Origin of the sequence: Paenibacillus hebaui (genome assembly GCF_051934385.1) — a bacterium.
Taxonomy (GTDB): Bacteria; Bacillota; Bacilli; order Paenibacillales; family Paenibacillaceae; genus Paenibacillus.
In genome coordinates, this window is sequence record NZ_CP196836.1 from 3,244,289 (window position 1) to 3,263,987 (window position 19,699).

Here is a 19,699-nt window from a genome sequence, read left to right on the forward strand (position 1 = left end):
ATACAACTAATGGAGGTGTTTCATCCGATGAGAGATAGTCATATCGAAGAAACGGATAGAAGTGTGCGTCAAGGTGAACGTGTCAGTCGTGATGATGGAGACAGTGAGCAACGCGGAGAACGTTCAAGACGGGGAAGAGGTCACAGCGAGCATCACGGGAAACGAGGCAACGGAGCACAAACGTTTCGCCGTGGTCGGATTCTTGTCTTTTTGGAACAAATGCAGAACAGAAGAAGCACTTTGGCCCGACAACTGAGCCAGAAGGAATATGAGCATATCCGTCCCGTGATTAGTGGAGAGTTGAAAGCCATAGATCAGGTGATCGATGAATATATGCATCTCTTCGAACTGCAAAATGAAGAAGAAAGCCCTACTAAGGATTTGGAGAGTGAATAGGAATGGTGCGTCGTTTCTTTTCGTATTATCGGCCTTACAAAAAACTGTTTCTCATTGATTTTGGTTGTGCAGTCCTCGCCGGTTTATTGGAACTGGCATTTCCACTTGCGGTAAGCAAGTTCATTAATGAGTTGCTTCCGGGTCAGGATTGGCCGCTCATTATTCTGGCCTGTATTGTACTATTATCGATCTATGCGCTGAATACCGTTTTGAATTATGTCGTTACATACTGGGGACATATGCTCGGGATTAACATTGAGACCAACATGCGTTCGAAGATGTTTGCTCATTTGCAGAAGCTGTCCTTCCGGTTTTTCGATAATCGCAAAACAGGTCATCTGATTGGGCATCTGACCAATGATCTGAACGATATTGGAGAGGTAGCCCACCACGGACCCGAGGATGTATTCATCGCGGTAATGACATTGATCGGGTCGTTCTGGCTCATGGCAAATATTAATTTGGAGCTTGCGCTGATCACCTTTATCATTATTCCGATCATGGCCTGGGTTATTATCGTGTTTGGTGGACGCATGACAAAGACCTATCGGCGTCTCTTCGGAGATGTGGGCAATTTCAATGCTCGTATTGAAGACAACGTAGGCGGAATTCGTGTCGTACAATCGTTCGCAAACGAAGAGCATGAGAAGAAATTGTTCTCCGAAGACAACGAGAACTTCCGTAAAACAAAGCTGCTTGCTTACAAAACGATGGCGAAGAGTATATCAGTCAGCTATATGATGATGCGCCTGGTTACCGTGTTTGTGATGATTAGCGGTGCGTGGTTCTTCATCGATGGCAGAATTGATATGGGGGACTTCATGGCATTCCTGCTCTTGTCCAATATCTTCTTCCGCCCGATCGAGAAAATTAATGCCGTCATCGAAAGTTATCCCAAAGGTATTGCCGGATTCAAGCGTTATCTGGAAATCATCGATACCGAGCCGGAAATTGCCGATGCCAAAAATGCCGTTGAGCTGAAAAGCGTGCAAGGGGATATTCGCTTCGAAAATGTCTCGTTCGGGTATGAGCCAAATCGCCGGATTCTGAATAATATCAGCTTGTCCGTGAAGCCAGGGGAAACCGTTGCATTTGTGGGTCCATCTGGTGCGGGTAAAACGACGATTTGCAGTCTTCTTCCACGATTCTATGAGGTAGAGGAAGGACGGATCACCGTTGACGGTATGGATATTCGAGAGGTTCAGTTGGAATCACTACGTAGACATATTGGTATTGTTCAACAAGATGTATTCCTCTTCTCAGGCACCATTAAGGAAAATATCGCTTACGGTGACTTGACGGCTACGGACGATCAAATCTGGGAAGCAGCCCGTCGTGCTTCCTTGGAAGAATTGCTTCTTACTTTGCCAGAGGGGATGAATACGGTCATTGGTGAACGTGGTGTTAAACTTTCGGGAGGACAAAAGCAGCGTTTGTCCATCGCACGCATGTTTTTGAAAAACCCGCCCATTCTCATTCTGGACGAAGCGACATCCGCTCTGGATACGGAAACGGAAGCACTCATTCAAAAGTCCCTGGCGGAACTGTCTGTCGGTAGAACAACCCTTGTTATAGCACACCGACTGACAACCATTAAGAATGCAGATCGGATTATCGTCGTCAATGCAGACGGTATTGCAGAGCAGGGGAACCATGAGGAACTGGTCGCTGCCGGAGGCATATACAGTCGGCTTCATCAGGTGCAATACAGTCACTCATAATGAAGTAACAGCCTGGGAGATGAACTGCTTAACTGCAGTTTGTTTCTCAGTTTTTTTATTTTTGCAATAGGTTGTAGCCCATATGACTTGTTGCATTTAACTAATAAAGAGTGTGACAAACTGAACAAAAAGCCATTCGGTAAGATTTGTTATTGAGAACGCTGCAACGCCTGAAGACTTGTGTTTATTGCGATGGTACTTGGATCTGCAATAGGGTCAAAACTGATAAGTTGATCCAGTGAATTAACAGGAAAAGAAAAGCGTTGGGTTCAAGATGGGTCTCTTGAACTTAACGCTTTTCTGAATTTAAAGAATTTAAGTCTATGGTTGCACAATCTTTTCAAGATAGTAATTCTGGACCCATCCCCATGCCTGATACTTATAACTGTAGACATATAGATAAGTCATACCTTCTACAAGAACACTTTCAGTACCGCCATAAACTATATCGCCGTATACATGTGAACCAATATTCACACCTGTGGGGGAAGGCGTTTTCCGGAAATTAGAATAGTCAATTACCTTATAGTATGATGACAAAGCCATTACGCTAACTTCGGTATTAGGTAGCTCTGGGGCAACTACAACTGTGGATGACGGAGGGATTACTTTATCGCTTGCATCTTGATCCGCAAAAGCTCCCGATGCAGGAAGTAAGGTTGTTGCAATTAGGGAAGCTGCAATGAATTTTTTTAACATTTGAAAGTCTCCTTTTCACATTAGGATTAGAATATTTCTACTTTTGAGCGAGTATAATAACTCTAGTTGACATCAAATGTAACTTCTTCTAACGTAATAAAAAAAGAAAGCGAGATTTAATTCAATCTATATATTCAAACTCCCTTCTATTTACTATCCACTTACTATGTACCAGTGAACATGTATAATATACCATATATTGTAATGGAAAATGATTGAATTAATTGTGTCATTTGGAATATACGAAAAGGGTATAATTCACGAAATAGTGATTAATTTCATAGCAATAATTTTGATGTAATAGGATTAAATGTGAGGAATTTGTAGTACGAGAGATCATAAAGGGGCCAAAAATAGAGCATTTCGAGCATCTTGAAAGTTAGAAACTTAAAAAGACATGTACAAATGACATTTTTAATGTTATCCTTATTTGTTACGTTTGTGAAAAGAAAGATACGTCTAATGATTATTAGCACGTAAATTAAGGAGATAAAATGACATTTAAAGACTTGAATATTATACCCACGATTTTAGAAGGTTTGAGCAAAGCGAACTATACTGCTCCAACACCCATACAGGAACAGGCGATTCCAGCAGTTCTAGCTGGTAGAGATCTGCTTGGATGTGCGCAAACAGGAACAGGTAAGACGGCAGCATTTTCTGTGCCGATTATTCAATTATTAAGCGAGAAGTCGAATAGTCCTAAACCTGGGCGCCGTATTCGCTCATTAATTTTAACACCAACAAGAGAATTGGCTATTCAGATTTCGGATAACATTAAGATGTATAGCCGGTACACTGATATTCGTTGTTCTGCTATCGTTGGTGGCGTTTCGCAAAAAGCGCAAGAGCGCGCCCTGAGTCAAGGTGCAGATATTATTATTGCAACACCAGGCAGACTGATCGATTTGATCAATCAAAAACGTATTGATTTGCAATATGTGCAAATTTTGGTCCTTGATGAAGCGGATCGGATGTTGGACATGGGCTTCATTCATGATGTGAAGAGAATTATCTCCAAGATGCCGGCCAAGAAACAGACCCTTTTCTTCTCAGCAACCATGCCTCCGGAAATTACAAAAATGGTAAAAACGCTGCTGGTTGATCCGGTGAAAGTAGAAATTACACCAGTGTCCTCCACTGTAGAGCGAATTGAACAGTCTGTATATTTATTAGAAAATGGCAAAAAACAGAATATGTTGAACCAGATCCTGGAGGATAAATCCATTGTCTCGGCACTCGTGTTCACTCGTACGAAGCGCGGCGCTGATCGCGTTACACGCGAGTTGTCCAAAGTGAATATTGCTGCTCAAGCCATTCATGGCAACAAGTCTCAGAATGATCGGCAAAAAGCATTGAATAATTTCAAAAGCGGAGTCACGCGAGTATTGGTGGCGACGGACATTGCGGCAAGAGGAATTGATGTTGAGGAACTCTCTCATGTAATCAACTTCAACCTGCCTAATATTCCAGAAACGTATGTTCACCGAATTGGCCGTACGGGTAGAGCAGGGAATAGCGGTATGGCGATTTCGTTCTGCGAAATGGAAGAACTGCCGTTCCTTAAGGATATCGAGAAATTGATCAAGAAGAGCGTTCCTGAAGTAAAAGGACATCCTTATCCGATGGCGAATGTGCCAGCGTCTGTCAAAAACAATAAACCATCAAAAGCTGCAGCCCATAAATCCATGGCAAGTAAACCTGCCAAGCCAAAGGCGAACCCGGCACGCAAGCCTAAATCGGAGTGGTTTGCTAAGAGTGGCAAAGCGCAGAACGGGAATACAAACAATAGTAGAACAGGTACTAGCAAATTAAATCACAACAAGACAAAGAACAGTAAAGCCAATAAAGTTCTCTAAAAAAACATACAAAAGCCTTCTCCATGACGTGGAGGAGGTTTTTGTATGTCGATGTAGGGAATATTCAATTTTCGGAATTCAGGACGGAATCAGTTCCCCTCCGAGGCGCTTGCCTGCTTGATACGAAAGGAAATCGTAAAGCTCAAGAGAACGAAAAGCAATTGAAGAGACAGAGCCAATATAATCCCCGTCAACAACCCCAAATTTAGTGATTGACTAACGGCAATGAGGGCTCCGCCGATTCCAATGCTTACCCCCGGACTAAATGCATCTGTAAACTGAAGGCTGGCGGATATCTCTCCTTCTTCACCTGTTTTCGTGTGCTGCAGTGCAATCGCTCCGGTCGTAGGATGTGCCAAACCGATGCCAAATCCAGTGAAAAGCTGTGAAATCACTGCAAATACGATCCCTCCTTCGGGGAGGCCAACAGCGAGAATGACCGCAGCAACGCCAATGATCATAAATCCAATACCAACCGTTACCCGTTTCTTTCGGCCCATCCCATGGTCTTTAGCATCAAACTTTGACTGAAGCCAAGCTGCCGCTGACCAGCTTAATGCACCTGCGGCTACAATTAATCCCGCCATATCTGCAGGAAGCTTTTTCACATCTGTCAAAGCCAGGACAACATAGCTCTCGGTCGCATTATAACTAGCAACAAAGAATCCTCTTGAAGCAATCGTAGCGGGTAAACCTCTTCTGGCACTTAAGGTGCCCTCAGGCAACAGCTTTCGCAAAGGCTGAATCATGATAAGCAATCCTGCTACCGAAAGTACAATTCCTTTCCAATCGGTTATAAAGCCTAGCCCAGCCAGCAACATTCCCGTTCCAATAGTCAGTAGGACTGCAAAACCTTCTTTTCGGTTATTCTTGGAAGGGGTATTCACTCTAACTGTAAATTTGCGGAAAGCGGGAAGCGTCAGCATGACAGCCAAACCAATGAAGGGAAGCACAAGCCAAAAAACAACTCTCCAGGATATATGCTCCGCTATAAGCCCGGCAATATAAGGGCCAATTAGTGCAGGTAAAATATATGCGCCGGAAAACAAAGCAAGTATTTTCGTTCTCAGCTTATCGGGATAACCTAAAGTAATGCTGTAATACACACACGTAATGATACCGCCTCCACCAAAACCTTGAAACACTCTCCCTATAATTAGGGTAATCATGTTCACGGAAGTAGCCGCAATCACGATGCCGATTACAAAAAACAGTATCGATATGCCAAACGATGCAAATACGCCGTTTTTATTGATCCGCGCCCCTATGATCATCGTTCCAAGGATTTGTGCCAAAAGAAAAGAGCTGAATATCCAGCCGTACAAATGGAGCCCATTCAATTTTTGAGCCAGGCTTGGAGCAATCGTAATAACTGCTAAACCTTCAAACGCAACGGTAGTTACAGCAAGAATAATCCCAATGGTCAATGCTCTGTACTTGGCGTCGAAAACCCCTACTTCTTTTGCTGATATTTCCATCTTACAACTCTCCCTTTAGAATAAGTTTTTAATAGTCTTGATCATAGTTGCTGCAGCAAGTATATGACCAGAAAAGTTATTCTCCCCTTTAAAGAGGAGAGAGACTCCTCTTTGGACTATAGATCTTTTACGTTGTTATACATTACAGTAAGAATCCTTCTAAACATCTCAACTTCCTCTTTGGATAACCCCTGGATGGTTTTATTATATGCATCATTGGAAGGAGCAAGAATTTCATCTTTAATATCTCGTCCTTTAGGAGTTAAATAAACACGCAAAGACCTTCTATCCGTTTCATGAACCACACGATAAATAAATTCCTTCTTTTCCAGCTTAAACAGCATTCGTGCAACGTTAGTCTGGTCCTTGTGCAGTCTCTCGGCAAGTTCTTTTTGAGTAATCCCTTCTTTTTCCCATAGTACGATTAGTATTTCCCACTGATCCACTGTGATGTCAAACGGATTGACTACCTTTTGATAGTAATTATTCAGTTTAAGTGCCGCGCGCTGTACATTAACACCGATATATTTTTCTAATTCCAAGGTTGTCCTCCTAAATAATCGTCATAACTATAGTTGTTGGGACCATTATAATTCGACCTCTTTTTTGTGTCAATCATGAATTTATTTGAGTGAAAAACAACGCCGCTATTCTAAGCATCTGTGCCGACGCAGAGGGGCTCAGGAAAGATTAAGGACAAGTGTATATCCCAAATAGGTTAAAGGAGTGCAGAAATCGTTGGGCGTGCTCTGAAAGATCTCGCTCGTCTGGATAAGGTTGTTATTGCAACGAAGATTTAAAATCGCAAGTTTAGAGAAGCCATACGTACCTCATCGAATATTCGGAATATGAGCAAATAACCAAATACCAACAACATGAGCATAGGATCTGGAGCCGATCATGTTCCATAGAAGGAAGACATATCGACACCAGCTTCTACCAGTCCACTGAAGTTTGTGCACCTTATGTAATGAATCATTACTACTTGTTTATTATATATTCATATAATCTATCGATCCGTATAATTCCTAATAGGCTCATTATGTATGTTTAGGAGGAGAACAACATATGAAAGATTTTTTTCAGAATGATACGGATGAAAATAGGCTGGCTTTGCTAGCTCGAGCGAGGAAGGTTGCGTTATCTGCTTTGCAACAGTATGAACTTGCGTGGGAACGCATTCAATTTATTCAACTGTCAGATACGATAACGTATAAAATAGAGACAAAAACGACGGGGTGTTATTTGCTTCGTATTCATTCACATCGATTGAGCAAAGAGGAAATTCGCTCAGAACTAACGTTGCTCCAAGCATTGAACAAGTTGGATGATCTTCATGTACCAGATGGAGTGGCAAGCTGTAATGGCTCTTATGTATTGGAGATCAATACAGAAGAGGGTTATAAACGGCCCTACGTTACGATGATGAAGTGGGTAGAAGGAGAACATATAACAGGAGAATTGACGGAAAGTTGTGCTTATCATATGGGCGCGATGATGGGGAGACTTCATGAAGCAGCTTCGTGTTTCATCCCGCCTTCTGATTTTGTTCGCCCCTTATGGGCAGCAGACAATTTTAGACGTGAGATGTCTAAGCTGGAACGCTATTATACACGTTTTCTATCCACTCAGGCATGGAAGGTGTACCAGACCGCAGCTGAGAAGATTTTGTCCGAACTCGCTGGAATGGATGTGAACGAAAAGAACCACGGAATCATTCATGCCGATTTGCATACGGGCAACATTGTATTCAGGGGGAATCGACCCTTTCCGATTGATTTTGGCAGATGTGGGTACGGCTATTTTCTTTACGATATGGCTGGCACCCTTTTAGGGTTAAATCCAAAACAACGATGGGAATTTATCAAAGGCTATGAGAGTTTAAGAAAATTGGAAAAAGGTTATGAGCGGTATCTGGAATGTTTCTTCATCATGTTCATGATCGAGAATTACTGCCATCACGCCTCAGATCCAAGAGAAACACCCAGGTTGATGGAAGAACAAGAATACGCTCAGGCGTACCTAAGAGAATATTTAATGGATGCTCCATTTCTGTTCAAGGTGATCGAAACGGTAGAAATGGATAGGTCAGCTAGAGGAGAGATAAGAAATTAAGACCATTTTTCAGCGCTAAAAAGCTAGAGCACGAAAAAAGCCGCTTGGTCAGGTGTATGACCATTAGAGCGGTTTTTTCTAATTTACAGCCTTGGAAGTTGCTTTTAATCCGAAACGATAAATCCATCAAAATTCTCAGGACCTACGCGAACAGTTCCCAGCAAGTTTGTGCTGATGAATGCAGAGTAGGTTATTTGTGGCGAGATCGGCGGATTAAAGTCATTTGCAGAGAACGTAATGACTTGAGGCGCTAGCACACTCAAACCAAATGTGGTGGTTGCTGAGTAAACTAGAGGGTCGGTTGCAACGGTACCTCTAACAATGGTAATAATGACTTGAAAAAGAGCTAACGGTAATTGGACAGTAATGGTTCCTTTTAGCTGGGCTCTAGGATTTGCTCCAGCTCCTGCGGTTAGAAGACCAATCTGGCCAAATAACTGAGGTGTGTTAATAAATGGTATCGGGATGGCAATGGAATTGAACAAGCTGGCATTCTGGGATACTCGTGCATCAAGAAATTGAGTCAAACTACATTCCCCCTTGGTTGAGATAGAATAGTATATTCATAGTTTATAAGTTTCGCATGGACTTGGGCAGGTAGGAATAAGCATGCATTCTTATAGGTCTTACCTTCTATTTGTTCCACAAGCATGAAAACCTGCTGATGTAGCAGGTTTTTCGCATTTTTTATACTGTCCTTTAGCCGTATCAAAGAGCGAGATGATAACATAATATAAAATGTATCCAAAAGGTAGAAAGTTTTCTTAAGAGAGGAGAGTGAACTTTTTGCCATATACGACAGGTTTGATTTATAATCCCACCACTGGTGTAGATCGGGCTACGCAAATTATCGTTACTTTTATAAATGATTCTCTTAATGCGCCTGTTAATATTGAGCTAGAGGTTTTTAGATGGGATACCACACAATCCACACGAACACCCATAGGTCATGATCTGTTTGAATTACTGCCTCAAGCGACAAGATCTTTAATATATCCACTTATCAATGCAGCTTTTTACGAGGTTCAAAGTGACTATTTCAGTGCCACAAGTACGGTTATTGATGTATATGGTGTTGATTCAACGGGCCAGATCATACAACGTGTTCTTCAGTCAGAAATGTCATTAATAGACCGATTCACAAATATCCCTTAAAGGAATGGCGGTGAGCGGATTGGCAGTTGTTAATATTACGGGAGCATTAGGAGGTAATCAGTTTGAACCTTCCATTGCCGTTAATACCCTGAATCCCAATATCATGTGTGTTGTAGCCGTGGACACTAGTACTGGACCAACATTGACCGGATTTTATCGCTCTATTGATGGTGGCAATACTTGGTCCACAACGGTACTTCCTCAACCGGCAGGGTACGCAGGAGCAGAAGCACCTACGATAGACTACACATTTCCAAGTACCTTTATCGTGACTGTACACCTATTTAATGGAATAAATGACGGTACCATCGCAAGTTATACCTCTTTTGATGACGGAGTAACCTGGCAACCACCAGTCATCGTGCAAGCGGGTTATGGTACAATTGTTCATAATGATGAGCCTTATATTGCCGTAGACCGTTCTCCAGGTAGTCCTTATAGAGGTCATGCATATGTTGGCTATACTCCGCTCGCTACAACTTCTTCTGCCATATTTACTCAAAGGTCCCTCACTCAGGGATTAACCTGGGAACCCCCTGATCGACAGTCGAACCCCCGAGGAATACATGACCGGGCAGCATTGGCTGTGGGATTCTCTGGTCAAGTATATGCCGGATATATTATTACAGGCCCCGCCAGTCCTTCTGCACTATTAAGAATATCGTACGATGGGGGAATCACTTATTTGCCATCCGTTGAGCGACAGTCTACGTTCATCTCATCTGTTGTGCCCGCACCTTCGCCATTACCCGTTCCCAATTATGCTTTTCGAGTGCAAACCAACTTAAGTCTGGGGGCCGATATATCGATTGGGCCTAACAGCGGGACCGTGTATGCGGTGTGGAATGATGCCCGTGCTGGATATACTGATATATTGTTCAGTGAATCTCCTGATGGTCTTCTTTGGTCAGACCCTGTCAGCATTACGGGCGCAGTGCCAGGTACACAGAACTTTTTCCCATCCATAACCGTGTCGCCATTCGCTGGAACGATTCGGGTGATTTATTATACGAACCGAATCAACGGGTTTCTTCTGGATGTGTTTGTTGCTGAATCTTTTAATGGGGGAATAAGCTTCACGAATCGTCGTCTGACGACGACCTCCTTTAATCCAAACGGAATTTCCCCGATGCCTACTGTGCTCATTGGGGATTATATTACCGCTGCAACCTTTGCTCCGGATAATCTGGCTGCAGTCTGGATGGCAACCACACCGCCCACAGGAAAACTGGACGTCTATTTTGGCACTTAATATAATCCAAGCATAAGGTTACGAAAGATACGAGGGAACCGAAATACCCCATTGCTCAAAAATGAGCAATGGGGTATTTCAAATCATGGACTTATTGTGTGAGATATTATGTTAAATCTACAACACCTGTCCGAGCCTTTGGTCATTACCGCTGAACAAGATTCACTTGCTGCTGAAGTGAGAACATATGCAACCAAGTTAAAACAGAACGTTGCACAAAAAGGTCAAGCATTACAAGTGAGCGAATGAGTCTAATCTCTTTAAGTAAACAAGAGAAATGAAACATCTGGTAAGATGGACTTATCTGGTTGAACGAAGGGGTGATTATGATGAAGCGGTTTTCTAAGATTGGCATGGGGTTGGCCGCGATGATATACCTTGTTCTAATGGGTTTCATTCTTTATAAAGAAACTTTAACGACTCGTACGGGTGTTGGGATAACGGCGCTGACTATAATCGTTATTAGCGTGCTATATTGGTTACCCAGATTAGTTGCTTGCATTCATCGCAAGCTGTATAAAGAGTTGAAACGAATGATGAAGTAGCCACAGCTCTCGCAGGAAATAAGGAGCAGCCAGCAGGGCTAGTTTGTGACGGTTGCTCCTTCGACCACCATTCCACGAATCCTACATATTTTGATATCCTTGATGACAAATCCAAGGAAACAGACTGGGCAGTTAGATGATTCTATAAGGTTGCTCTACCATGTCACTAGCCCTTTTATCATAGAAAATAGGTTGTAACATAGAAAAGATAGTTGTACGTCCATGCCCGAAACCAACTATCTACGTACACTGAACTATGATTATAGGGAGGTGTACGTATTGAGTTATTCAAATGAAAAAAAATCTCATAAGAAAAAAAATGTAACTGTATGTCCTTCTAGAGTGAAAAAAAAAGAACGCAGAGTGAAGTTAATGAAAAAGATAGTTCAGGTAAAATGTCCACCACCTGAAGTGAATGTAACTACGCCAACCGTTGTTGGTCCAGTCGGCCCCCAAGGGATACAAGGGGCTCAAGGGAAACAAGGCGTAGCAGGAGTTCAAGGACCGCCCGGACCACAAGGGCCAGCTGGAGGTCCTCCAGGACCCCAAGGACCTCAGGGCCAACCAGGACCAGCTGGAGCGGCAGGTCCTCAAGGTGAAGCAGGCCCAGCGGGACCGATGGGGGCACAGGGTATCCCAGGGGCACAGGGGTTGGTAGGACCACAAGGTCCTCAAGGCGTGCCAGGTCCAGCCGGAGCCATAGGACCACAAGGATTTCCCGGAGCAACTGGTCCAGTTGGAGCAGCAGGCCCGGCGGGAGCCACCGGTGCGGCGGGTGCAGCTGGAGCGGCAGGCCCGGCGGGAGCCACCGGTGCGGCGGGTGCAGCTGGAGCGGCAGGCCCGGCGGGAGCCACAGGTGCAGCTGGAGCAGCAGGAGCAGCAGGCCCAGCGGGTGCCACGGGAGCTACCGGTGCTACAGGTACAGCGGGAAGCGTACTGGGATTTGCTGATTTTTTTGCGTTAATGCCTCCTGATAATGCGGCGACGGTTGCTCCAGGCACGGACGTCAGTTTTCCGCAAGATGGACCTACAAGCGGAACGACGATTGCGCGCACGGGACCAAGTTCATTCAATTTGGCAGCGATAGGCACGTACCAGGTATTGTTTCAAGTTAGTGTCGATGAAGCCGGTCAACTCATTCTAACCCTCAATGGTGCTGACTTAGCCCCCACGGTAGTCGGACGGGCAACTGGAACGTCTCAAATTGTAGAAATGGCTTTAGTACAAACGACTGTTATTAACTCTATACTGACTGTTCGAAATCCCGCAGGGAATTCCACTGCACTGACTATTACACCCCTCGCAGGAGGAACACGACCAGTTTCGGCACATTTGGTTATTACGCAATTGGCCTAATAAACAACCAGAACAATATAATAATTAATGATTCATAAGGCGGGCTGATCAAGCTCGTCTCTTATCATTAGGGTGGTGATGAATATAGACGATCGGTTGCTCAATTATTTATTCACAGTTTGCCGATCGTTCACTTAAATGTATAATGATTATTCGAGGTGATGATGATGGCAAGATCAAAAGAATTTGAAGTTAATGAAGTATTAGATAAAGCAATAAACCTGTTCTGGACACAAGGGTATGAGAAGACTTCAATGCAAGATTTGGTAGGATTTATGGGTATTCACCGAAGAAGTATCTATGATACGTTCGGAGATAAACATGCCTTGTTTATGAAAGCTCTGGAACGATATGAAGTGAAGCAGACCAATAAAATAAAAATTTTGGTTGAAAAGCAAAAGCCGATCAAGGAATTAATTCGGGACTTGTTTGAGTCTACAGTAAGAAATGAAGGGGAACCTCTAGGGTGTTTTCTCGTGAATTCAGGCGTGGAACTGGGCGTGCTGGATCCTGAAGTTGCATCCTTGGTTGATGAGAGTTATTCGCGAACGGAGGAATTCTTGACTAGCCTTGTTCAGGAGGGTCAACAAACGGGTGAGATTAAGGCTGACTTAGACCCAGTAGTTATTTCTCATTATTTAATGAATGCGTGGCTGGGGTTACGTACCTTGATTAAGACAACAACGGATCAGCAAAAATTAAAGAATATCATTGACATGACACTGTCCGCCTTAGATTAAAAGTGTAATTACAACATAACGGGCAAAGAGGTCATCTAAATGGAAGTTTGTTTGCTTCTGAGATACAAGTTCTTGCCTTTCTACGGGAAGCAGGAGCTTGTGTCCATGCTATCCTATGCTGAAGCAAGTCAAGGAGTGTAGGGAATGTAGCTTCCAAAAACAATATTAACAGACAAAAAAATAATTCTTTACCGAACGTTCTAAAAATGATATAGTAATAGCAAGTTAGATCTAACTGGTTTTTTTTACACTATATAGAACGATCGTTCTAAAATAATTTTGAAAGTTCATGTACACTAATCAGCATGATTATGAAGGAGAGATTATTATGAAATATACAGTTATTACAGGTGCAAGTTCAGGGATTGGATATGAGACAGCATTGGCGTTTGCTACACGAGGCAAGAACTTAATTTTGGTAGCTAGAAGATTAGATAAATTAGAAGAGCTTAAATCAACCATTCAGGAATTGGATCCTAAAGTACAAGTTATTGTTCAGACAAGTGACCTGTCTGTTGCAGATCAGGCCTACACACTGTATAACAATCTGAAGGAATACCAAATTGAGACCTGGATTAACAATGCAGGGCTTGGTGAAGGTTCATTCGTAGCAGAACAGAAATTAGATAAAGTTGAAACGATGTTACGAGTTAACATTGAATCCCTGACCATCCTTTCTACACTTTATGTGCGAGATTATGCAGATGTCGAAGGAACTCAGTTAATTAACGTCTCATCCGCACTCGGATATGCCATTGCTGTGGGCAGTGTTGCATATTCTGCATCTAAATATTACGTTAGTGCCTTCACAGAAGGTCTTGCCAAAGAACTGGAATTGAAAGGTGCAAAACTAAAAGCAAAGGTCCTGGCACCAGCTATAACGGAAACGGAATTTGTGCAAAAATCATTAGATGCTGAAGCTTTTGATTACAAAGCAAACATGCCTAAGTACCACACGGCCAAAGAAATGGCAGGCTTCATGATGGATCTGTATGATAGCAACGAAGTGGTAGGGATTGTAGACCAGGACTATACTTTCAATCTGAGAGGTCCAATCTATCCAGTTATTTCAGAATTTTAAATTCAATTCACATAGCTGTGAAATACATCAACAAAGGAGTGAATTCAATTGGAAAAGTTATGGAGTAAAACGAAAATCGGCAACATGGAATTGCCCCATCGACTAGCAATGGCACCAATGACGCGTAGTCGAGCACAAGAAGATGGTACACCTGGAGAGTTGGCCGCACTTTATTATGCTCAGCGTGCATCCATGGGACTCCTTATTACGGAAGGTACGCAACCTTCTGATGATGGGCAAGGTTACTTATGGTCACCTGGTATTTATACAGATGAGCATATTGAAGGATGGAAAAAGGTTACGGATGCAGTGCATGAAGCTGGTGGATATATGTATATTCAATTAATGCATGCTGGTCGCATGTCACATCCTGACAATACACCTCATCATCGTCAACCTGTTGCGCCATCTGAAATCGCACCTGGTGTAGAGATGTTCACCGCTACAGGGATGCAAGACATCCCCATTCCGAGGGAGTTAAGTAAAGAGGATATTCAAACGACTATTGCCGATTTCGGAAAAGCAGCAGCAGCAGCTATTAAAGCAGGTGCGGATGGTGTCGAAATTCATGGAGCCAATGGGTATCTGATTAATCAATTCTTCGGAGAAAATTCGAATACACGTACAGATGAGTATGGAGGATCTATAGAAAATCGTGCTCGCTTTGCGATCGAAGTAACGAAAGCCATCGTCGAAGAAATTGGAGCGGAACGAACAGGCTTCCGTATTTCGCCAGGGACACCTCTTGGTGGAATCCAAGATGGTGAACAAGGTCCTGACCTTTATCGCTACCTTGTAAAAGAATTAGCTCAATTGAATTTAGTTTACCTTCATGTCATGCATCTTGGAGATGAAAACCTGCTCCAAGACATTCGTTCCATCTGGCAGAATCCATTGTTGGTCAATCGGGCTGGAAGAGCTCTGGAGGATCTCAGTGTGGATATTGATCATGGTCTCGCTGATCTGGTTCCTGTTGGTGTATGGTCTTTAGCCAATCCGGATTTAGTGGAGCGACTTCAAAAAGGTGCGCCACTAAATGAAGCAGATCCGACAACATTCTTTGGTCTGGGAAGTAAAGGGTATACGGATTATCCTACGATGGCAGAATCAGGATCGTAAGAGAGGCTATAATAAACATAAATATTGAACGTGGCGTACAACTGAAATTGTACGCCATGTTTTTAGTCTTAAGATGTTCAATATGTAGTAAAGGAAGAGGATGGAACATGAGGGCAGCACAAATACAGAAATACTCCAAAAAAATCCAAGTTGAATTGAATGATGTTGACATACCACAGATCAATAGCCACGAGGTGCTTGTCAAAGTAAAAGCTGCGGGTGTAAATCCATTGGATATTATGAATATGAACGGCAGTGTTCGGATGATTGCCGACTATAAGTTACCCTTAACTTTAGGAAATGAACTATCTGGAATTATTGAAGCCGTTGGTGATGATGTTTTGAATTTTAAAGTGGGTGACCCTGTATATACGAGGTTGCCGCTTAATAAAATCGGGGCTTTTGCAGAATATGCGGCCGTGAATGAAGATGCTTTATCCATCATGCCTGAAAATCTTTCTTTTATTGAAGCTGCTGCAGTACCCCTCACTGCGTTGACTGCCTATCAAGCATTGCATGATGTACTCCGCGCCCAGCCGAATAAAAAGCTATTCATTCCTGGAGGAACCGGAGGGTTTGGCGCTATGGCAATCCCCATTGCCAAATCAATCGGTTTAACTGTTATTACAAGTGGTAGTGAAAGAGGCAGAGCACGTACAATGTCGATCGGGGCTGATCAATTCATTAATTATAAGGCTGAGAATTATTCTGATATGCTGTCTGATATCGATTATGTAATCGACACATTGGGTGCTGCAGAGATCAAAGCTGAACTGGGCATTTTAAAACCACACGGGAAATTGGTATCATTGAAAGCTGGACCTAACTATCGCTTTGCGGTGGACAACGATTTTCCGATGTGGAAAAAAGCATTGTTTGGTCTGGTGGGTGCTCGTCTGGATTCTTTAGCGCGTAAGAATCAAAATGAATATCGTTTTTTATTTGTTAAAGACAGTGGAAGTCAATTACAAGAAATCACTACACTTGTTGAAAGAGAAAATATCAAGCCTTCTATAGATTCAACGTATACGTTTGCTGACATTAACAAGGCGTTAATCCAAGTGTCGACGGGTCACTCCCAGGGCAAAGTGATAGTGACCTTCTAGATAGCTAGCAAGTTAAGTGAGGTTGCTCGCGTGTTCTGAGAATCGTTTTTCTTGACAGGGGGGATCCAAATGGCCAGAAGCAAAGAGTTCGAAGAGTCTGTTGTACTAGATAAAGCGATGAGACTTTTTTGGGAACAGGGCTACGAGAAGACGTCCATGACCGATTTGGTTAAGCATATGGGAATCCATCGTAGAAGCTTATATGACACATTTGGGGATAAACATACGCTGTTTCTAAAGTCAGTAGAGCTTTATGATCGACAAATTAGTACCGCACTTGCAGCGGGGGTAAAGCACTCCAAAACTGCAACGGAAGCACTTCAGTTTATCGTTGGGTTGTTGGTTAATAGAGAAGAAAATCCAGCTTCGGGCTGCCTAATTGTGAACTCGACAGTGGAATTGGCTGCGCATGATGTCGATATTAATAACCGATCCATGGAGATGTTTTCGAATGCTGAGCAGCTCTTCAAGAATATTATTTTGTGGGGGCAGCAAGACGGTGAATTCACATCGGAGTACGACGCAGGAGAATTGGCGGAATATCTGCATAATGTGTACGTGGGTTTAAGGGTTATAACCAAAACATCGATTACCAAAGAAAAACTTCTTCGTATAGCTAATCTATCCTTGCAGCTTATCGTAAAATAAAATTTTTTCACAATAATAGAATGTTCATTCTTAAATACTAAAAAAAGAGGTGGGTTACAACATGAGAAAGACAGTTCTGATCACAGGCGTATCCGGTGGGATTGGTAAAGAGTTAGCAGATCGTTTTGCCAAGGGTGGACATAATATTGTGCTGGTAGCTCGCAGTGAGAATAAAATATTGGAGCTTGCGCAGGAGTATCAGAATAAATATGGCATTCAGGCGACGGTTATTGCCAAGGATGTTGCGGCATCCGGGGTACCGCAGGAGATTTTCAACGAGCTTAAGGGAAAAGGGATCGTTGTTGACTATCTGGTCAACAATGCAGGCTTCGGTTTGTTTGGGACTTTTATGGAGACGGATATGGAGCAGGAAATAAATATGATTGACATTAATATCAAGGCTCTGACGGTTATGACAAAGCTTTTCCTGCCGGATATGATCCAACGTGGGCAAGGCGGGGTGATGAATGTTGCTTCCTTGGTGGGCTTCTTCCCTGGACCTATGATGTCGGTTTATTATGCGACGAAGGCGTACGTATTATCATTCACCGAGGCTTTGGAGAACGAAGTAAGCGGTACAGGAGTTACGGTGACAGCGCTGTGCCCAGGCCTGACATCAACCGGTTTTGTTGATCGTTCAGGCATGGGTGCATCGAAGATGCTAAAGGGAGCGATCATGGAGGCTGGACAGGTGGCTGAAGAAGGATATCAAGGCTTTTTGCGTGGTAAGACGTTAATTATGCCTGGTGCTCGAAATCGATTCATCGCATTTATGCCGCGGTTGTTGCCTCGTAAGATGATGACCCGCATGATTAGATCCTCACAGGATAGAACAGGGCATTAATCCGATTGAGTAATGATAAAATAAAGACGATAAATATATGTCTGGCTCATATAAAAGAACAGAGTGTATATAGATGCGCGGATTACGACCGCGCGGTTAAGTCCACGATACGTTTGTTAATGTCGCCTCGCAACAGTCCGCCATGGTAACATACAACAGCTTCTATATCGAATGGTTTGAATTTCTCCAATGACTGAATAGCTTGCTCCATGACGAATATGATCGATCGCTGTGTTAATCACAATTCGTGACATCCAGGAATCAAAATAGGTCATGGACTGCATCTTTCCATAAACAATATACCCTTTATAGGTCGCCTCGGGTACGATATCCAGCGCTTCTTGTTCATTTTTAACATAGCAGTATGCCAGTCGATATAATTTATTCTGAATCTCTGATATCTTTTCACTGAACTGTTGTTCTTTCGTTTTTTTATGGTTCATCATTCTAAGCACTCCTGAGCTACACCCCTTATAACATAAGTATTCAAGTCACTTCACGTTTCCATGCATGGATTCTACTTCAGTACTTGAGTTCGCTTGATACTTGTTAGACTGATGAGTGGATGAAATAGTTCTATAGTGTATTTTTTTGTGGGTATCCCATTTTTTATGCCGATCTATAGAGGAGAGGAGCTTTTCATGCATAATAGTAATACATGATGATTGCTGTTGAACTGGAGCTTAAGGAAAGGATGATTCGATGGGTGTACCAACTTTTCTTGAAACAGGTCATATGACAGAAGGTTTTCCGATCCGTGTGATTCATACCGGTAATCAATTCAATTTTGCCGCTCACTGGCATGAAGAGGTGGAATTGGTTGTAGTGAGAGGGAAGAACGCGAGAATAGGTGTAAACAATTATGTGCATGAGCTGAAACAAGGCGATGTACTGCTGATCAAACCGGGGGGTGTTCACTGCTTCTTGCCTGGAACCGATCATTTAACCATTATACAGTTTCGACTGGAGTTACTAACGGGAAGTTTTACAACCGATAAGGAGACACAGCATCTGCGAGAACTTTTCAATACATCTACAGTCATTCCGTCAGGCATCAGTAATGAGAAAAAATTGGGGAAATATATAGATGCCTTATTGGACGAAGAGAAGGATAAACAGGTGGGAGGACGCTGGTTAATGGTCGCCAGACTGTACGATCTTATTGTGCACATGCTGCGTACAAAGGCTCCCTTTACAACCGATTTACATTCAAGTTTTCCCTCTAGTCCCTCCAAAAAGTTCGAATTTCTCGAATCCGTCTGTGAATATCTGGAGGAGCATTATGCGGAACCGATCAAGCTGGATCAGGTGGCGGAGCATATTAAATTCAGTAAGTTTCACGTGTGCAAGCTGTTTAAAGAGATCAAGGGAATGACGCTCATGGAGTACCTGAATCATTTTCGGATTATCAAATCGGAATGGGCGTTATTGTTCCGTGAAGATTCCATTTTGGATATTGCTATCAGTCATGGATTTAACAATGTGAACTCGTACAATCGACTTTTTAAAAAATATAATCATTGTACGCCGTCTGAATTTCGCAAGAAGCATCGAACGAATATCACAACATATGAAGGATGATTCA

Annotated in this window: 20 protein-coding genes; 15 read left to right on the plus strand and 5 right to left on the minus strand. The window is 42.9% G+C overall.

The genetic code is table 11. The features are described 5' to 3' along the window. Positions 1-27: 27 nt before the first annotated feature. Together ACR32F_RS14320 and ACR32F_RS14325 are read left to right on the plus strand one after the other, a co-directional pair. Positions 28-396: a hypothetical protein gene (locus ACR32F_RS14320; RefSeq protein WP_440119337.1), complete on the plus strand. Its 369-nt coding sequence runs from the start codon at positions 28-30 to the stop codon at positions 394-396. Positions 397-398: 2 nt separating this feature from the next. Further along, positions 399-2,117, plus strand: coding sequence for an ABC transporter ATP-binding protein (locus tag ACR32F_RS14325; protein ID WP_440119339.1), 1,719 nt, complete (start codon positions 399-401; stop codon positions 2,115-2,117). Between the two features lie 321 nt (positions 2,118-2,438). Here ACR32F_RS14325 and ACR32F_RS14330 read toward each other — a convergent pair whose 3' ends face one another. Continuing rightward, positions 2,439-2,816: a hypothetical protein gene (locus ACR32F_RS14330; RefSeq protein WP_440119340.1), complete on the minus strand. Its 378-nt coding sequence runs from the start codon at positions 2,814-2,816 to the stop codon at positions 2,439-2,441. A 494-nt stretch (positions 2,817-3,310) separates the two neighbouring features. Here ACR32F_RS14330 and ACR32F_RS14335 point away from each other — a divergent pair, with 494 nt between their 5' ends. Next, entirely contained in the window at positions 3,311-4,675 is a 1,365-nt protein-coding gene (locus tag ACR32F_RS14335) for a DEAD/DEAH box helicase (RefSeq protein ID WP_440119341.1), read from the plus strand. Positions 4,676-4,764: 89 nt separating this feature from the next. On the opposite strand, the gene ACR32F_RS14340 is transcribed toward ACR32F_RS14335, so the two are convergent. Both ACR32F_RS14340 and ACR32F_RS14345 read right to left on the minus strand, forming a co-directional pair. Next, entirely contained in the window at positions 4,765-6,153 is a 1,389-nt protein-coding gene (locus tag ACR32F_RS14340; RefSeq protein WP_440119342.1) for an MFS transporter, read from the minus strand. A 116-nt stretch (positions 6,154-6,269) separates the two neighbouring features. Next, complete coding sequence (locus tag ACR32F_RS14345) at positions 6,270-6,695, minus strand: MarR family winged helix-turn-helix transcriptional regulator (RefSeq protein ID WP_440119343.1); 426 nt, start codon at positions 6,693-6,695, stop codon at positions 6,270-6,272. A 526-nt stretch (positions 6,696-7,221) separates the two neighbouring features. Here ACR32F_RS14345 and ACR32F_RS14350 point away from each other — a divergent pair. Then, positions 7,222-8,268 (plus strand): phosphotransferase enzyme family protein, encoded by a 1,047-nt coding sequence (locus tag ACR32F_RS14350; protein WP_440119344.1) that lies wholly within the window; start codon positions 7,222-7,224, stop codon positions 8,266-8,268. Between the two features lie 104 nt (positions 8,269-8,372). On the opposite strand, the gene ACR32F_RS14355 is transcribed toward ACR32F_RS14350, so the two are convergent. Next, positions 8,373-8,795: a hypothetical protein gene (locus ACR32F_RS14355; protein WP_440119345.1), complete on the minus strand. Its 423-nt coding sequence runs from the start codon at positions 8,793-8,795 to the stop codon at positions 8,373-8,375. Between the two features lie 259 nt (positions 8,796-9,054). On the opposite strand from ACR32F_RS14355, the gene ACR32F_RS14360 reads away from it, so the two are divergent. The 10 genes from ACR32F_RS14360 (at position 9,055) to ACR32F_RS14405 (ending at position 18,114) form a co-directional block, all read left to right on the plus strand. Further along, positions 9,055-9,423 (plus strand): hypothetical protein, encoded by a 369-nt coding sequence (locus ACR32F_RS14360; RefSeq protein ID WP_440119346.1) that lies wholly within the window; start codon positions 9,055-9,057, stop codon positions 9,421-9,423. A 19-nt stretch (positions 9,424-9,442) separates the two neighbouring features. Then, positions 9,443-10,675 carry an exo-alpha-sialidase gene (locus ACR32F_RS14365; RefSeq protein ID WP_440119347.1) on the plus strand — a complete coding sequence of 411 codons (1,233 nt, stop codon included), beginning with the start codon at positions 9,443-9,445 and terminating at the stop codon, positions 10,673-10,675. A gap of 108 nt (positions 10,676-10,783) precedes the next feature. Next, positions 10,784-10,924, plus strand: coding sequence for a hypothetical protein (locus tag ACR32F_RS14370; RefSeq protein ID WP_440119348.1), 141 nt, complete (start codon positions 10,784-10,786; stop codon positions 10,922-10,924). Positions 10,925-11,592: 668 nt separating this feature from the next. Next, entirely contained in the window at positions 11,593-12,576 is a 984-nt protein-coding gene (locus ACR32F_RS14375) for a collagen-like protein (protein ID WP_440119349.1), read from the plus strand. A gap of 167 nt (positions 12,577-12,743) precedes the next feature. Then, a complete protein-coding gene (locus ACR32F_RS14380) occupies positions 12,744-13,316 on the plus strand; it encodes a TetR/AcrR family transcriptional regulator (protein WP_440119854.1) in 573 nt (190 codons plus the stop codon). A gap of 328 nt (positions 13,317-13,644) precedes the next feature. Beyond that, positions 13,645-14,397, plus strand: a complete 753-nt coding sequence (locus ACR32F_RS14385) for an SDR family NAD(P)-dependent oxidoreductase (protein WP_440119350.1) — start codon at positions 13,645-13,647, stop codon at positions 14,395-14,397. Positions 14,398-14,445: 48 nt separating this feature from the next. Then, positions 14,446-15,516 carry an alkene reductase gene (locus tag ACR32F_RS14390; protein ID WP_440119351.1) on the plus strand — a complete coding sequence of 357 codons (1,071 nt, stop codon included), beginning with the start codon at positions 14,446-14,448 and terminating at the stop codon, positions 15,514-15,516. A 107-nt stretch (positions 15,517-15,623) separates the two neighbouring features. Continuing rightward, on the plus strand, positions 15,624-16,622 hold the full coding sequence (locus tag ACR32F_RS14395) for an NADP-dependent oxidoreductase (protein WP_440119352.1): 999 nt from the start codon (positions 15,624-15,626) through the stop codon (positions 16,620-16,622). 69 nt (positions 16,623-16,691) lie between these two features. Continuing rightward, positions 16,692-17,270, plus strand: a complete 579-nt coding sequence (locus ACR32F_RS14400) for a TetR/AcrR family transcriptional regulator (protein ID WP_440119354.1) — start codon at positions 16,692-16,694, stop codon at positions 17,268-17,270. A 61-nt stretch (positions 17,271-17,331) separates the two neighbouring features. Then, positions 17,332-18,114, plus strand: a complete 783-nt coding sequence (locus tag ACR32F_RS14405) for an SDR family NAD(P)-dependent oxidoreductase (RefSeq protein WP_440119355.1) — start codon at positions 17,332-17,334, stop codon at positions 18,112-18,114. Positions 18,115-18,230: 116 nt separating this feature from the next. Here the strand turns inward: ACR32F_RS14405 and ACR32F_RS14410 are convergent, their stop codons facing one another. Then, a complete protein-coding gene (locus ACR32F_RS14410; protein WP_440119356.1) occupies positions 18,231-18,560 on the minus strand; it encodes a sigma factor in 330 nt (109 codons plus the stop codon). A 256-nt stretch (positions 18,561-18,816) separates the two neighbouring features. Here ACR32F_RS14410 and ACR32F_RS14415 point away from each other — a divergent pair, with 256 nt between their 5' ends. Then, positions 18,817-19,695, plus strand: a complete 879-nt coding sequence (locus ACR32F_RS14415) for an AraC family transcriptional regulator (protein WP_440119357.1) — start codon at positions 18,817-18,819, stop codon at positions 19,693-19,695. Positions 19,696-19,699 lie beyond the last annotated feature (4 nt).

What these genes read in the sequence shown, in the direction of transcription:
- ACR32F_RS14380 (WP_440119854.1), top strand. Translation starts at nt 12,744, where the DNA reads ATGGCAAGATCAAAAGAATTTGAAGTTAATGAAGTATTAGATAAAGCA.
- ACR32F_RS14405 (WP_440119355.1), top strand. Translation starts at nt 17,332, where the DNA reads ATGAGAAAGACAGTTCTGATCACAGGCGTATCCGGTGGGATTGGTAAA.
- ACR32F_RS14375 (WP_440119349.1), top strand. Translation starts at nt 11,593, where the DNA reads ATGAAAAAGATAGTTCAGGTAAAATGTCCACCACCTGAAGTGAATGTA.
- ACR32F_RS14340 (WP_440119342.1), bottom strand. Translation starts at nt 6,153, where the DNA reads ATGGAAATATCAGCAAAAGAAGTAGGGGTTTTCGACGCCAAGTACAGA.
- ACR32F_RS14350 (WP_440119344.1), top strand. Translation starts at nt 7,222, where the DNA reads ATGAAAGATTTTTTTCAGAATGATACGGATGAAAATAGGCTGGCTTTG.
- ACR32F_RS14330 (WP_440119340.1), bottom strand. Translation starts at nt 2,816, where the DNA reads ATGTTAAAAAAATTCATTGCAGCTTCCCTAATTGCAACAACCTTACTT.
- ACR32F_RS14320 (WP_440119337.1), top strand. Translation starts at nt 28, where the DNA reads ATGAGAGATAGTCATATCGAAGAAACGGATAGAAGTGTGCGTCAAGGT.
- ACR32F_RS14415 (WP_440119357.1), top strand. Translation starts at nt 18,817, where the DNA reads ATGGGTGTACCAACTTTTCTTGAAACAGGTCATATGACAGAAGGTTTT.
- ACR32F_RS14395 (WP_440119352.1), top strand. Translation starts at nt 15,624, where the DNA reads ATGAGGGCAGCACAAATACAGAAATACTCCAAAAAAATCCAAGTTGAA.
- ACR32F_RS14335 (WP_440119341.1), top strand. Translation starts at nt 3,311, where the DNA reads ATGACATTTAAAGACTTGAATATTATACCCACGATTTTAGAAGGTTTG.
- ACR32F_RS14325 (WP_440119339.1), top strand. Translation starts at nt 399, where the DNA reads ATGGTGCGTCGTTTCTTTTCGTATTATCGGCCTTACAAAAAACTGTTT.
- ACR32F_RS14410 (WP_440119356.1), bottom strand. Translation starts at nt 18,560, where the DNA reads ATGATGAACCATAAAAAAACGAAAGAACAACAGTTCAGTGAAAAGATA.
- ACR32F_RS14370 (WP_440119348.1), top strand. Translation starts at nt 10,784, where the DNA reads ATGTTAAATCTACAACACCTGTCCGAGCCTTTGGTCATTACCGCTGAA.
- ACR32F_RS14400 (WP_440119354.1), top strand. Translation starts at nt 16,692, where the DNA reads ATGGCCAGAAGCAAAGAGTTCGAAGAGTCTGTTGTACTAGATAAAGCG.
- ACR32F_RS14385 (WP_440119350.1), top strand. Translation starts at nt 13,645, where the DNA reads ATGAAATATACAGTTATTACAGGTGCAAGTTCAGGGATTGGATATGAG.